This window comes from Citrobacter sp. T1.2D-1 (assembly GCF_950098555.1).
Classification (GTDB): domain Bacteria; phylum Pseudomonadota; class Gammaproteobacteria; order Enterobacterales; family Enterobacteriaceae; genus Citrobacter_A; species Citrobacter_A telavivensis.
In genome coordinates this window covers 22,679-37,689 of sequence record NZ_CATNHH010000014.1, presented here as the reverse complement: position 1 = coordinate 37,689, position 15,011 = coordinate 22,679, and the positions used below count along the sequence as shown (strand labels likewise).

The following is a 15,011-nucleotide window of genomic DNA, read 5'->3' as shown; positions in this document are numbered from 1 at the left end:
CTTTATCAGGTCACAATGTGGTTTTGTTCGATAAGCTCCGTCAGCGTGGTTTGTACATTCTCCAGGGTCACCAGTTGTGTGGAGTGATAAGTACTGCCTGTCCCGTCACGGTCAATAGAGATGATGGTGTTGCTGCCGCTGGTGCTGACGCTGAGATAGTTGCCAAGCGTCGCGGTTTGTCCGTTCCAGCCCACCAGCAAATCGCCGATATCAATCTTGTCGCCCTGCGCCAGCGAGAAGTTTTTCCAGGTATCCGTACCGTTACCGCCCGTGGCATCACTGGCGTTGAGCAGGTTGTAGATCAGCGTGTCGCCATACACCGAGCCCACCAGTACATCGCTTTGTGAGGTACTGGTAACCTGCGGGGCGATATCCACCGTCAGCGTGGCGCTGTCGGTATGACCGTGGGTGTCATTCAGCGTGTAGCTAAAGGTCTCCTTCGCCGTGATCGAAGAGAGGGCCACGCCGTTGTTGAGCGTGTAGGTATACGAACCGTCGGCGCGAATTTGCAGTGAACCGTAGTGGCCCTGAATGGTGGTGGTGGCGCTGGAGTAAGGATCCAGCGTGGCGGTACTGCCGTTAAAGCCGGTGATAGTCAGGCGCGTATCGACGGTGTTCAACTGGTCCATCGCACCGGCGGAGTCGCTGCCGTCAAAAATATTGCCGGTGACGGTATGCGTGCCGGAGGTTTCGAAGTTATCCAGATCGACCGTCGTGCCGGTGATTTTCGGCGTAATGGTTGCCGCGCCTGCCAGCGTGTTATTGCCGGTGAAATTCAGGGTGTAGGTGCCGCCATCCAGTTCCAGCCCGCTCAAATTGACGGTCACGGAGGCACCGCCCAGCGTGATGTTGGCGACCGGCACCGTGCCGGAGCGAATGATCACGCCGTTTTCCACTATCGACCAGTTGATGGTCAGGTTGCCCAGCGTGACCAGCGTTGAGACATCAAAGACGATGGCCGCACCTTTCAGAATGGTGCCCGCCGCGACGTCAAAGGTGCCGCTGCCGCTACCGGTTCTGCCAAGTAACCCCCAACTGGCGCTACCGACGGTGGAATCCAGATAGCCTGTGGTGTCCTGAGCCGCCGTGGCCAGCAGGGTATCGCTGACATCGTTCACGGCATCCAGCCCACGGGCGGTCGGCTGGATATTGAGCGATGCGGTATCGGTATCCCCGTTGGGTGCTTTCACCGTGTAGATGAAGCTGTCCGGCGTTTTGGTGCCGTCCGCGCCCACGCCGCTTTTCAGGGTGTAGGTGTAGTTACCTTTGGCATCAATGGTCAACGTGCCGTAAGTACCCACAATGGTCGTGGTGCCGGTTGCGGCAATCGCCACACCGTTCACCTGTGTCACCAGCGTACCGACGGGCGCGATGTCGTCGTTCAGCACATTGCCCTGGGTGGAAGTGGTCAGGCTGTCAACGCTGTAAACATGGTCCTCAAGCACGTTAAGGGTGTAGCCGGTGAGCGCCGTAATGCCAAACGCCGGATTCAGCAGGAACAGGTATTCACCGCCCGGCAGGTTCAGCGTCAGCTTATCGGACTGACCGCCCAGCAGCGGCGCGTTTAACCAGTTTTTCTCCACTCGCCACTGCTCAAACTGCTGGGTGACGTCGTTGAAGCGATAAATGTACAGGTCGAAGCTAGATGCCACCGCCACGCCGCCAATGGAGGATTGCAGCGTCATGGTGCGCGTTGAACCCTGCTCGACGTCGAAAATAATCGGGTTACTCAGTTTGTCCAGCACGCCCAGATCCAGCACGTTGCCCAGACTGACGTTCACCACCGTAAAGCCGCCCTGCGAGGACGTCCCGTTGTTGATGGCCTCCACATGGGTGTCGTAGGGCAGAGTGGCGACGTTATCCACGGCGGTCACGCTGCTAGCCGGCGTGTCATTGCCCAGAGTAATCACCAGCTTCGCCGACGCGCTGTTGCCGCCGCCGTTGATGGTGTAGGTGAAGCTCTCCGTTCGGCCAATGACCGAGGCAGGACTGTTCGGGTTCAGCGCGTAACTGTAGGTACCGTCCTGATTGATCGTCAGCGTGCCATAGACGCCCTGGATGACGTTACTGCCAGCCCCCAGCGTAAAGCTTTGTCCATTGGCGTTGGTGACGGTGGTGACGACGGTATCCAGTGGGGCGCTGTCGTTATTCAGCACGTTGCCGGTTTGCGGCGTGGACGTGGTGATGGTGCCGGCGCTGGTCTCTTCGACGCTGACGTTCAGTGCGGTATAAGAGCCGGTCGCCAGCAGCGCCGTATTGTAAGTCAGAACCCGATAAGTGCCGCCCTCCAGTCCGGACACGTTCACCGTGACGCCGCTGCTGCCGAGCGTCAGCAGATTGGCAAACTGCGACTGCGCGGTGTCGATGACGGTGGTCCATGAGTTGGTCGCGGCGTCAAATTTCTGGATCGCCACTTCCTGAGTATTCAGCAACGAGAGCACGACCCCGGTGGTGCTGGCATCGATCACCAGATTTGCGCTGCCGCCGTCCTGAATAGTGAATTCAACGGCTGCCGTATCGTTACCCAACACGTTCGCCACATTGCCCAGCGCGCCAACCAGCAGCAGGCCATAGTCGCTGAGCTGCTCGCTGGTTACGGTCGCATTTGAGGTGAGCTCCAGATTCTCCACGTTATCGCTGGCCGAGATGGGCAGGGTTGGGGCGGTGACCTGCGTCGGGGTCGAGGCGTTGCCGACGGCGTCCGTGGCGCTGACGCTGATGTTCTCGCCGCTGGTCTGTTTGCGATCAAAGGTATAGGTGTAATTCCCGCTGCTGTTGGCGGTGGTGGTGACCGTTAAGCCCGTGCTGAGGGTGATGGACACCGTACTGCCCGCTTCGGCAGTGCCGCTGATGCTGGCGCCGTCGCTGCTGATGGTGCCGGTTGGCGTAGCCGTGACCGTATCCACCGTGACGGTATAGCCTGATGACAGCGTACTGGTGCCGTTGGTATTGGTGGCCGTAGCGGTGAGGACGTGCGTCCCGTCGGCGATATTGGCCTGCGGGGTCAGCGACCAGTTGCCCTGCGCATCCACGCTGGCGCTACCAATGGAGACACCGTCTCTGTACACCGTGATGGTGGAGAACGGTTGGCCCGTCCCGTTTAACAGCGGCCTGGCGTCATTGGTGGCCTGACCATTGGCCACCAGTCCGGTTATCGACCCTACATCGTCCGTCAGCGAGGCGATAACGGGTGCGCCAGGCAGACCACTGAACGGTGCAATGACGCTGCCGGACGTTCCGGTGTTACCCGCTTTATCCTGGGCGACCACCTGCAACGTTTCTCCACCGACCTGCGCCGGATTAATCAGAATGTTAAAGCTGCCGGTGGTCCCGTCCGCGACGCCGGTTCCCAGTACCGTGCCGTTGCTGCTGGTGATGGTGACGGTGCTGCCAGCCTCTGCCGTCCCGGTGACGTGGCTGCCGTTGGTGACCACCGCCAGGTTGGTCGGCGTGCCGGGCGGGGTGGTATCCACCACGATGGTCGATGCCGCCGACGAGGCGCTGACGTTGCCCGCCGCGTCGGTGGCTTTGGCGGTAAAGGTATGTGAACCCTCCGCCAGTGCGGTAGTGGGGGTAAAGCTCCACGCGCCGCTGGCATCCGCCTGAATGGGCGTTGGCGTGAGTAACGTCGCACCGTCATAGATATTGATGAATGCCCCCGGTTCACTGGTCCCTCGCAGTTCCGGCAGGGTGTCATTCGTGCTTTGTCCGCTGCCGACGGGACCCGTGATGTTGCTGACATCATCAAGAATGGTGGCGATCACCGGCGCGTTTGGTGCCAGCGTATCCACCGTGACGCCAAAGCTGGCGGCCGGGCTGACGTTGCCCGCCGCGTCGGTCGCGGTCACCGCAAGGGTATGCGCGCCGTTGGTTAAGGCGGTTGTTGGCGTGAAGGTCCAGTTGCCGTTCGTGCCGACAACAAGGCTACCAATGACCGTGCCGTTATCGGTAAAGGTCAGCGTGGTGCCCGGTTCCGCCGTGCCGTTAAGCGTGGGGCGGGTGTCGTTGGTGCTCTGATTGGGCGAGAGATTGCCGGTCTGCGGCGCGCTGTCATCGACCACTGACGCGATCACCGGTGCCAGCGGCGCGGCGGTATCCACCGAGATGGCGAAGCTGGCTGATGGGCCGACGTTACCGGCGGCATCGGTCGCGGTGAAGGTCAGCGAATGATTCCCCTGTCCCAGATCGCTGGTGGGGGTAAAGGTCCAGGTCCCGTTCGCCTCGACCGTCACGCTGGCGAGGGGAACTCCGTTATCCACGATGCTGATCGTGGCCCCCGGCTCACCGGTGCCGGTGAAACCAGGACGCGCGTCGTTAGTGGTCTGACCGCTGGTCAGACTGCCGGTGACCGGGCCAACGTCATCCAGCACATTGCTGATTACTGGCGCGCCGGGCGAAACGGTATCGACCGTCAACGCAAAATTTGTTGACGCTGGCCCGGTATTGCCCGCGCTATCGGTGGCGGTGACTCTCAGCGAGTGGGCACCCTGAGAAAGTCCATCCGGTCGGTAGCTCCAGCTCCCGCCTTCGGTCACGGTGGTCGTACCCAGCAGAACGTTGCCATCGTAGACATTAATGGTGCTGCCAGGTTCGCCGGTGCCGGCAACGATCGGGCGGGTATCGTTTGTGCTTTGCCCGCTGGTGAGATCGCCGGTTCCTGGCGTCACGTTATCGGTGACGCTGACGATGATCGGGGCAACTGGCGCAACGGTATCAACCACCACGGTAAAGGCGGTGCCAGGGCTGACGTTGCCCGCGGCGTCCGTCGCGGTCACATTGAACGTGTGCGAACCGTTGCCCAGCGCGGTAGCGGGCGTAAAGGTCCAGGCACCTGAGCCATCGGCTTGTACGGTGCCCAGCAGCGTGGTGCCGTCAAAAATACTGACGGTACTGTTAGCTTCGGCGGTCCCGGCAAGCGTTGGTCGTGTGTCGTTGGTGCTTTGCCCATTGCTCAGCGTTCCGCTATTGGGGGCGACGTCATCGGTAACGGAGCTGATGACAGGAGCCGATGGCGACTGCGTATCTACCGTCAGGGAGAACGCGGCTGACGGGCCTTCGTTACCTGCTGCATCCGTCGCCGTGACGCTCAGATTATGCGGGCCGCTGCCTAACGGGTTATCCGGAGAGAGTGACCAGCTTCCGTCGGTGCCCACCACCACGCTGCCCACGGCGAGACTACCGTCATACAGCGTAACGGTAGAACCTGGCTCCGCCGTTCCCTGGAAGGTTGGCTGAGTATCATTGGTGCTTTGTCCGTTCGCCAGCACGCCGGTTGCCGGGCTGGTGTCGTCGGTGACGCTTTGAATCACCGGAACCCGTGGCGCGGTAGTATCGACGTTCACCGTCCAGGCAGCAGAAGGCGCGCTGACGTTACCCATCGCATCGGTGGCGGTGACGGTTATCGCGTGCGAGCCGGTGGCCAGCGTCGGCGCGGTGAAGCTCCAGCTACCGTTGGTGACCAGCGCGGTGCCGATTTTTACCCCATTGTCATAGACGGTAATCGTACTGCCTTCTTCGGCGCTGCCGCTAAAGTCGGGCGTGGTGTCGTTGGTGCTGCCGCCGTTGCTGATGACGCCCGTCTGCGGCTCGCTGTCATCCACCGCGCTGGCAATGGTTGGTGCCGCCGGTGGCGTGGTGTCCACCACCACCACAAACGCTTGCGACGCGAGGCTGGTATTTCCTGCCGCATCGGTGGCGGTGATGGTCAGATTGTGGCTGCCATCCCCCAGGCTGGTGGATGGAGTAAAGCTCCACGCGCCGTTAACCACCTGCACCTGGCCAAGGGGCGTATTGCCATCGTAAATTGTGATGGTTTCACCGTTGGTGCCGTTGCCGCTCAGAGTGGGGCGGGGATCGTTGGTCGTCTGCCCGCTGGTCAGCGTTCCCGTACCGGGAGCGACATCATCCGTCACGCTGCCAATCGCAGGTTGTGTCGGTGGGGTGAGATCAACAGTGATGTTCACCACGGCGGACGCTTTGCTGCTATCCCCGCTATCGACAACCTGGAAGGTGTGCGGGCCTTCGCCTAACTCGGCGGCGGATGTCCAGCTCCAGTTGCCGTTTCCGTCGACCTGAACGTTCGATGCGACAACGCCACCATCGACCAGAATGTTAACCGTCGAGTTCGGCGTGGAGAAACCGCGCAGTCCCGGCTGCGTGTCGTCGGTGGTTTGCCCACTCTTCAGGTCGCCCTGAACGCTACCCGTATCATCGACGATGGCGCTGATGACCGGCAGCCCGGTGCCGGAGCCGTTAAAATTAGTGGGATCGCTGTTGTTGCCCGCAGCATCCTCCGCCGTGGCGGTCAGCGAATTGAGACCCGTTTGCGCAGGCGTGACCTGAATCTGGAAGGTGCCGTCCGTCGCCACGCCGGATCCAATGACATTGCCGCCGGTGTCGCGGATAGTCACCGTGCTGCCGGTTTCCGCCGTACCGCTGACCGTTGCGCCATCGGCAGAGATTGTCACATCCTCCGGCGCTGCCGGTTTAGTCAGATCGACGTTTAGCGCGATGGAGGCAGAAGGTCCGCTGATGTTACCCGCCGGATCGGTGGCCGTTGCCGTCAGCGTGTAATTGCCTTCGGTGAGCGGTGAGTCCGGGACGATCGTCCAGTTTCCGTCGGAATCGACTTCGGCAGTGCCGATAACCGTGACTCCATTCGACAAGGTGATGGTGCTGCCGGGTTCGCCGGTGCCGCTAATGGGCAACTCGGGCTGATTGGTGACTGCCGGATTGCCTGGCGAGGTGATAAACGGCGCGTCGGGCACCTGGGTATCAATGGTGATGCCAATCGCATCCGATGGCTGACTGGTGTTGCCTGCGGCATCTTTTGCCGTCACGGTAAAGTTGTAGTTGCCTTCGACAAGGTCGCTGTCCGGAGTGAAACTCCAGACGCCATCAATGACCTCGGCGGTGCCAATCGGCACGCCGTTATTCAGAATGGTGACGATGCTGCCCGTTTCGCCCGTCCCACTCAGCGTCGGGGTGGCATCGTTGGTCTGTCCACCATCGTTCAACGGTCCGCCGTCATCGTTGACGGTCAGCGTTGGCGTGCCTGGAGCCTGAGTATCCACGCGCACGATGCGTTCCGGCGAGGTGCTGCTGTTACCGGCAGGATCGGTCGCGGTCACCCGGATGTTATGATCGCCCTGTGACAACGGGCCCGTCGGTTGAAAACTCCAGTTCCCGGAGTTGTCGATAACCAACGGCGACTGTTCAACACCGTCGAGGGTAATGGTAATGGTGTCGCCAGGCGTACCGCTTCCGCTCAGCAGCGGTCGCGTGTCATCGGTATACTGGCCGTTATCGAGTATGCCGGTCTGGCTGCCGACGTTGTCGGTGACGGTCAGGTTGGGCACGGCGGGTGGGGTGGTATCCACCAGAATGCCGATTGGTGCGGAGGGCTCGCTGACATTGCCCGCCGGATCGGTGCTGGTGAGGCTAAAGACATGGTCACCTTCATCGAGAGCATCCGACGTGTAGCGCCAGGTGCCGTCAGTTATCGTGACGGTGGTGACCAGAACGCCATTGTCGTAAATGCTGATGATATCGCCATCTGTTCCTGTGCCGCTCAGAACGGGCTGGGTTTCATTGGTCGCCTGGCCGTTGGTCAGTGGGGCATCAGCGCCATCCGTCAGCGTTAGCGTGGGGGCATCAGGCGCGGTGGTGTCCACCGTAATGGTTATGGGGATGGATTTATCGCTGGTGTTGCCCAGAGGATCGCTGGCGGTGACGCTCAGCGTGTGATCGCCTTCGCCCAGCGCGGGGCTCGGGGTAAAGCTCCAGCTACCGTTTTCATCGACCTCTGTCGTGCCAATGACCGCCGTTCCGTCATACACCGTGATGATATCTCCGGCGGTGCCGCTGCCGCTTAACACCGGCTGTGTTGCATCGGTTACGTCGTTATCCGCCAGTTCACCGACGTTGCTGCCGGTGTTATCCGTCAGGGTTACGAGCGGAATAGCCGGCGGTGTGGTATCGACCGTAATGGTGATGGGAGCAGACGGTGTGCTGGTATGGTTTGCGGTATCAGTCGCCGTGACGGTGAAGGTATGGTCGCCGTCGCCCAGCACCGGAGTGGTGAGCGTCCAGTTGCCGTTGTTGTCTACAGTGACCGTTCCCGCCAGCGGGATATTTCCGTCCCGAATGGTGATGGTTGCGCCGGGTTCACCGGTTCCGCTGAAGGTTAGCTGATTGTCATCGGTAAGTTGCCCGTCACCCAGATTGCCTTTCTGCGCGCCGATATCATCAACAATCGAACTGACGACCGGGGCATCCGGTGCGGTGATATCCGGCGCCACGACCTCGTACGGCAGGCTGGTATTGCTCGCGGCATCCGTGGCGGTGACGCTCAGCGTTTCACCGTTGGCCTGCGGCGGGTCAAGCGCGATCGCCAGCGTGCCGCTCTCCGGGACCGGACCGGATTGCGCCAGCGTATTACCGTTACTGTCTTTAATCGTAATCGTACTGCCAGGCTCGGCGGTGGCGGTCAGGACGGTGCCGTCCTGAGAAATGACCGCCGTGGGGGACTGCGGCGGTGTGGTATCCGGTGCGGTGACGTTGGCTGGCGTGCTGTTTTGATTCGCCGGATCGGTCACCGTGGCGGTAAGCGTTTCGCCGTTGGTTTGTGGCGTGTCCAGCGTAACGGTGAAATTCCCTTCGCCGTCGGTTTGACCATGGCCAATCGGGGTGCCGTCCGGATCGCGAATTGTCACCGTGCTGCCGGGTTCCGCTGTCCCCGTCACGGTGGTGCCATCATCCGAAACCTCCAGATTTCCGGCGGGCTGCGGCGGGGTGGTGTCCGGGGCGAGGGTGGTCGCCGGTGGACTGGTCAGATTCGCCGGATCCTTGACGATGGCGGTTAAAATTTCGCCATTGGTTTGCGGCGGGGCCAGCGTGACGGTAAATGAGCCGTCGGGTAGAACAAGTTCAGACCCCAGCGGGGTGTTGTCGCTACCGTAAATCGTCACCGTCGTGCCGGGTTCGGCGGTACCGGTCACCGTTGTCCCATCCTCAGATACATCCAGATTGCCTGCTGCCTGCGGGGGAGTGGTATCAGGCGCTGTTGCATTGGCGGGCGGACTGTTATTTCCCGCCTTATCCGTGGCGGTCGCGGTCAGAACCTCACCGTTTACCCGTGCCGGATTGAGCGGGAAGCTGAATTTTCCTTCACTATCGGCGGTCACGGTGCCGAGTGTGGTGCCGCTGGCATCTGTAATCGTGACTTTACTACCCGCCTCGGCGCTGCCGGTAAGCACGGTTCCGTTTTGCGAGACGAGCAGATCGTCGGGAACTGCCGGAGGGGTGGTATCCACGGTGACCGAGAATTCCACCGTGTTGCCGCTGACGCCGTCCTCTGTGGTCTGTGTGGCGGTGTAGTTGTGCAATCCTTCAGGCACACCGCTCAGCGCGAACGACCACGTGCCGTCGTCGGCGCTCGCCGTCCCGATAGCGATACCGTTTTCGTAAATGGTCACCTCCGCGCCAGGCAGCGCGGTCCCCGTGAGGGTGGGGGTGGTATCCTTCGTAAACTGACCGCTGCCTAACGTCACGGCGGTGGGTTGCGTATCATCAATGATGCCGATAATGACGGGGGCATCGGGGAAACCTGAGTCGGAACCGAAGAAGGACGCTTCGTCGCCTTCGTTGCCTGCGGCGTCAGAAATATCAGCATAGAGCTGCTCGGAATCGGTTTGTGCCGAGTTGAGGCGAACGGTAAACCGACCGGTGTCATCGACCTGAATGGAGGCAAGAATATGGTGTTGATTGTCGAAAATCGTGACGACGCAACCTGCTTCTGCGAGCCCGGATACCCAGAGTCCATCTTCAGAAACCGTTAGTCCGGAAACCTCATCCGGGGCAATGGTATCGACGGTAAAGGTGAAATCGCCGGAGACGGCGCTGGTGCTACCGTTTTCGTCTGTGGCGGTCGCGGTTAGCACATGTTCACCGTCAGAAAGGGGCGCGTCGGGTTGATAGTGCCAGTTACCCTGTCCATCGACGACGACGGTTCCCATTACCTGCCCGTTGTCATAGAGGGTGATGAGGGAGCCCGCGTCACCGGTACCAGAAATCATCGGCTGGCTGTCGTTGGTGGTCTGGTTCACCTGAATGGCGCCGGTGATGCCGGAAACGGCATCCACTGCGCCGGTAATCACGGGGGCAGGCGGTGGTGTGGGGTTTTCTCCTCCCGGAGGGTTCGTACCGTTATCGCCGCCGCCGTTGCCTCCGCCTCCGTTATTTCCGCCCCCCTCACCCGGTGTACCACCGTTACCGGAACCATCATCAGGATTGCCGTTGTCGTTATCATGATGGCTACTGCCGCCGCCACCCGAGGACGCTATTGCCGCGATCCCACCGGCGGCAACCGCCCCACCCAGCACCCACGGCCAGATAGCCCCACCTTCGTGAGATTCTCCGGCGGTGACAAGCAGATCGTCAATGGTTGAAATTTGTTCAAAGTGCAGGCCGCTTTCCGGATTTTCCACCCACCACAGTGCGCCGTGACTGTCTTCCAGCACCAGTTGGCTGGTTCCCTGGTCGTTCGCCACATAGAAATTTTTAACGGTCAGTTTTTCACCAGAAGTAAAGACGATCACCAGATCCTGATTCACGCGAGTCAGTTGGCTGATATCGCTACGCTCTGCGGATAATTTCACAATGGAAGGGGCATTAAGTGTGACTTCAGAGGCTTCAACATTGGTGGAAACGCCCGTCAACTTGGATATAACGGCGAGAAGACGCATATGTTCACTCCTGATGGCTTGCTCTGTGCATTAATTCTTTAAAATCACCGGGCAAGGAAAATGAGCAGACGAGCGATCCCGTTCATCAGGTCGATGAATTGTCGCCGGTGATTTCAATGTGAGTGTCACGCAGATGATGGTTTCTGTTGTGTTGAATAACCCTTTGTTTTTTGTGATTCACTGGTACTTTCGTATTAGATGATATAGTCAGAAAGCGCTCATCCTGCAACTTAACGCATATTTGTGATTTGTTTAGCGAGGGTGAAATATATGCTTTTTTACGCCATCTGGCGAAGCGTAGCAACCTGACATAACAAGAGGGGGTAACTTATCTTTCTGTGTTATAAGGTTTTCTTTGATTGATGTGAGCAGGGTTAATAATCGATTTCTTACACAAACTGTATTGTTATTTCTGAATGTTAAAACGTCAAAAAAAATTATTTGAAGTATTGGGTAATTGGGCTATGTCCATAATATGAAAATGGCTGAGGATATATTCTTGGCAGTGTTGATGTTTCAACAGAAATAGAAATAAAGGCGGGAGAATATATTTTTGGAGGTCCAATATGTCAATAATAATGACCCGTCCCAAATAGAGAGACAGGTCACACAGTAATGCGCTTAACGACCTGCATGTTTCATAATGCGCGCTTTATCCAGTTGCCATTCACGATCCTTCAGATCGGAACGCTTGTCGTGCTGTTTCTTACCCTTCGCCACGCCAATTTTGACTTTGCACCAGGCATTTTTCCAGTACAGAGAAAGGGCGACAACGGTGTAGCCTTCACGGTTCACGCGACCATACAGTGAGTCAAGTTCACGCTGATTCAGCAGCAGTTTACGGGTACGGGTGGGATCGCATACCACGTGCGTGGAGGCCACCGCCATTGGCGTAAAGTTAGCGCCGAACAGGTAAGCTTCACCGTCTTTCAGGATCACGTAGCTGTCGCCGATGTTGGCCTTACCGGCGCGCAGGGATTTCACTTCCCACCCTTGCAGGGCGAGTCCCGCTTCGAACTCTTCTTCGATAAAGTATTCGTGTCGCGCACGCTTGTTGAGCGCGATGGTGGCTGAGCCAGGTTTGTGTGCTTTTTTCTTCGTCATAGTGCCGCTCAGTATAGGTAATCTGGAATCGAAAAACACCCCATTTCATCCTTCGGGGGGCAAGGGGATATCTTAGCATGAACAAGGTTGTACCCTGTTGTGGGATAGCGTTTTTTTTACCTTGCGATAAATGATATTATTTGTTCGATTTTTGTTGATGGAAATAGCTATGCCGCAGATTAGTCGAACCGCGTTAGTCCCTTACAGTGCGGAACAGATGTATCAGTTAGTGAATGATGTTCAGTCCTATCCTCAGTTTTTACCGGGTTGCACCGGCAGCCGCGTTCTCGAGTCTACGCCAGGACAGATGACGGCTGCGGTGGATGTCTCTAAGGCGGGGATCAGTAAGACGTTCACCACGAGAAATCAGTTAACCAATAACCAGAGTATCCTGATGCAACTGGTCGACGGTCCGTTCAAAAAACTGATTGGCGGCTGGAAATTTACGCCGTTGAGTTCAGATGCCTGCCGTATTGAGTTTCATCTCGATTTTGAGTTTACCAACAAACTGATCGAGCTGGCGTTTGGTCGTATCTTCAAAGAGCTGGCATCCAATATGGTGCAGGCTTTCACGGTTCGTGCCAAAGAGGTCTACCGTGTCGCCTAAGATTGTCGTTGAGGTGGCCTACGCGCTGCCTGAGAAACAGTATCTGCAACGGGTGACGTTGCAGCCGGGGGCGACGGTCGAAGAGGCTATCCGCGCGTCGGGGTTACTGGAACTGCGTACGGACATCGATCTGACAAAAAGCAAAGTCGGTATCTACAGCCGTCCGGTCAAGTTGGCGGATGTGTTACAGGATGGCGACCGGGTTGAAATCTATCGTCCACTGATTGCCGATCCGAAAGAGTTGCGCAGACAGCGGGCAGAGAAATCGGCGAAAAAATAGCGGATAACAAAAAAGGTGCTCACAGAGCACCTTTTTTGTTATCAGAAGACAAGCTTATCGGTTGTCGGTCAACGCAGGCTTGTTATCGATATTGGTCAATACGCCGCTGCTGTTGAAGGTCAACGTCAGCGTTTGCTGCGTGACGCCTTCATGGCCCGGCTGTTGACGGAACACATAGAACCAGGTGTTGGTGCCAAACGGATCGGACATCATCGGCGTACCCAGCGCATAGGCAACCTGCTGTTGCGTCATGCCCACACGAATTTTGGATACATCGTTCGCAGTCAGATAGTTCCCCTGGTTGATATCAGGGCGGTAAACCACTCGCTCCAGAGTGGAACAGCCTGCGGTCAACATCAATAATACTGCTGCGGCAGCAGTCAGCGTTTTACAGCGCATAGTGATTTGATTCCTTTTCGGGCCCGAGCAGTACGTGGCTCATATGTAATATGCCGATGATAATAGACCTTTCACCACTTTAAAACCTTTTGCTTACGGGTCCGACGGCGTTTTTGTTGTCTACTCTGACCGTTGAGGTGCAAAAAAGTTTACGCCGCCAGCAGTTCTTTCGCATTTGCGAGGGTGTTTCGCGTCACTTCGCTGCCGCCCAGCAGGCGCGCTAACTCCTGCAACCGTGCGCGTTTGTCCAACGGTTGCATATGCGTTTCGGTCATTTCGCCGTCCGTCTCTTTGCTGACAAAAAAGTGCTGATGACCGCATCCCGCCACCTGCGGAAGGTGGGTAACGCACATCACCTGGGTCGATTCTCCGAGCTGACGCAGCAATTTTCCGACGACTGCGGCGGTTGGGCCGCTGATGCCAACATCGACTTCATCGAAAATTAGCGCCGGGGTTTCCATCTTACGTGCGGTAATCACCTGAATCGCGAGGGCAATACGCGACAGTTCTCCCCCGGAGGCCACTTTGGCAATCGGCTGCATCGGCTGACCTGGGTTGGTGGTCACTTTAAACTCGACGCGGTCCGCGCCGTCCTCGCTCAGATGATGCTCATCAAACGTGACGTCGATGGTGAAACGACCGTGCGGCATAGAGAGTGAGTGCATACTCTCGGTAATCAGGGTGCTCAGTTCTTGTGCATAATGCTGACGCTGCTCATGCAGCGCTTTCGCCGCCTCCAGCGCCTGCTGGCGATGTTTATTCACCGACAGGGTCAGGGTTTCCAGTGAGTCGGCCTGATCGTCAAGTTGCTGCTGTTCCTCCAGCAACGACTGATAATATTGCGGCAGCGCTTCCGGACTAACATGATGTTTACGGGCCAGTGAAATTTGCTTCGAGATGCGCTGTTCCAGTTCGAACAGCCGATTAGGATCTAAATCCAGTCGATCGCAATAGTGGCGCAATTCGTCGCTGGCTTCCGTTAATTGAATGGTCGCCTCTTCCAGCATATCGAGAATGCCTGAGAGTTTACCGTCCATACCGACCAGTTCACTGACCAGTTGCTTCGCAGTATACAGCTGACTTTGCAGGTTAACGTCTTCACCGTCCGCCATCAGCGATAGCGCATTCTGGCTGGTGGAGAGAAGTTGACCGCTGTTGGCCAGGCGTTTGTACTCTTCATCAATCAGCTCAAACTCACCCGCCTGCGGGTTAAATTCATTCAGCTCTTTAAGCTGATATTGCAGCAGTTCCGCACGGGCGGCGCGTTCCTGGCTCTGCTGCTGGTGGTGTGCTAAATCACGGCAGCTCTGGTGCCAGAGTTGGTAGCGCGCAGCCATATCCTGTACCAGCATGGATTCATTTGCGTAGCCATCGAGCAGGGATTTTTGATGTTCGGCTTTAGTCAGCAACTGATGCGCGTGCTGGCCGTGAATTTGAATGAGTCGTTGCCCCAGTTCGCGAAGCTGAGAGAGCGGAACCGCCGTTCCGTTGATAAAGCCACGGGAGCGCCCGTCGCTACTGATCACGCGGCGAAGTAAACACTCACGTCCTTCTTCAAGCTGGTTTTCTTCCAACCAGCGCTGGGCAGCAGGTGTGTCTTTCAGCGAAAAACGGGCGCACAGGTCGGCACGGCTGGCGCCAGCACGAACCATGTCGGCTTCAGCACGACCGCCGAGGCACAGGCCGAGCGCATCAATTGCAATGGATTTACCCGCCCCGGTTTCACCGGTGATGACGGTCATTCCACTCTGAAAATCGATCTCAAGTTCACGAACGATAGCAAAATTGCTGATGGTCAGTTGTGCTAACATAGCTGTTTTCCTGTATGAAAAACCATAACTGTAATTACATACAGTATAAACTGGTTTTTTATACA

6 protein-coding genes and 2 pseudogenes are annotated in these 15,011 nt (G+C 57.8%); 2 read left to right on the top strand and 6 right to left on the bottom strand.

All coding sequences use genetic code 11. From position 1 onward, the window contains the following. Positions 1 to 5: 5 nt before the first annotated feature. The 4 genes and pseudogenes from QQZ17_RS26445 to smpB form a co-directional block, all read right to left on the bottom strand. The gene (locus QQZ17_RS26445; RefSeq protein ID WP_442548510.1) at positions 6 to 5,033 is read right to left on the bottom strand and encodes a BapA/Bap/LapF family large adhesin; all 5,028 of its coding nucleotides are present in this window, start codon (positions 5,031 to 5,033) and stop codon (positions 6 to 8) included. Then, positions 5,031 to 10,142, bottom strand: a pseudogene (locus tag QQZ17_RS26440) (Ig-like domain-containing protein); the annotation flags it as partial. The gene QQZ17_RS26445 and the pseudogene QQZ17_RS26440, both read right to left, overlap by 3 nt. 140 nt (positions 10,143 to 10,282) lie before the next feature. Next, a pseudogene (locus QQZ17_RS26435) lies at positions 10,283 to 10,745 on the bottom strand (BapA/Bap/LapF family prefix-like domain-containing protein); the annotation flags it as partial. Positions 10,746 to 11,366: 621 nt separating this feature from the next. Beyond that, on the bottom strand, positions 11,367 to 11,849 hold the full coding sequence (smpB, locus tag QQZ17_RS14225; RefSeq protein WP_046498167.1) for an SsrA-binding protein SmpB: 483 nt from the start codon (positions 11,847 to 11,849) through the stop codon (positions 11,367 to 11,369). A 169-nt stretch (positions 11,850 to 12,018) separates the two neighbouring features. Here smpB and QQZ17_RS14220 point away from each other — a divergent pair, with 169 nt between their 5' ends. Both QQZ17_RS14220 and QQZ17_RS14215 read left to right on the top strand, forming a co-directional pair. Continuing rightward, on the top strand, positions 12,019 to 12,456 hold the full coding sequence (locus QQZ17_RS14220) for a type II toxin-antitoxin system RatA family toxin (RefSeq protein ID WP_199800597.1): 438 nt from the start codon (positions 12,019 to 12,021) through the stop codon (positions 12,454 to 12,456). Continuing rightward, the gene (locus tag QQZ17_RS14215) at positions 12,446 to 12,736 is read left to right on the top strand and encodes an RnfH family protein (protein WP_152402718.1); all 291 of its coding nucleotides are present in this window, start codon (positions 12,446 to 12,448) and stop codon (positions 12,734 to 12,736) included. The genes QQZ17_RS14220 and QQZ17_RS14215 overlap by 11 nt, the downstream gene beginning before the upstream one ends. Before the next feature lie 54 nt (positions 12,737 to 12,790). Here QQZ17_RS14215 and bamE read toward each other — a convergent pair whose 3' ends face one another. Both bamE and recN read right to left on the bottom strand, forming a co-directional pair. Continuing rightward, the gene (bamE, locus tag QQZ17_RS14210) at positions 12,791 to 13,135 is read right to left on the bottom strand and encodes an outer membrane protein assembly factor BamE (protein ID WP_152402720.1); all 345 of its coding nucleotides are present in this window, start codon (positions 13,133 to 13,135) and stop codon (positions 12,791 to 12,793) included. A 149-nt stretch (positions 13,136 to 13,284) separates the two neighbouring features. After that, the gene (gene recN / locus QQZ17_RS14205; protein ID WP_152402722.1) at positions 13,285 to 14,946 is read right to left on the bottom strand and encodes a DNA repair protein RecN; all 1,662 of its coding nucleotides are present in this window, start codon (positions 14,944 to 14,946) and stop codon (positions 13,285 to 13,287) included. Positions 14,947 to 15,011: the final 65 nt, after the last annotated feature.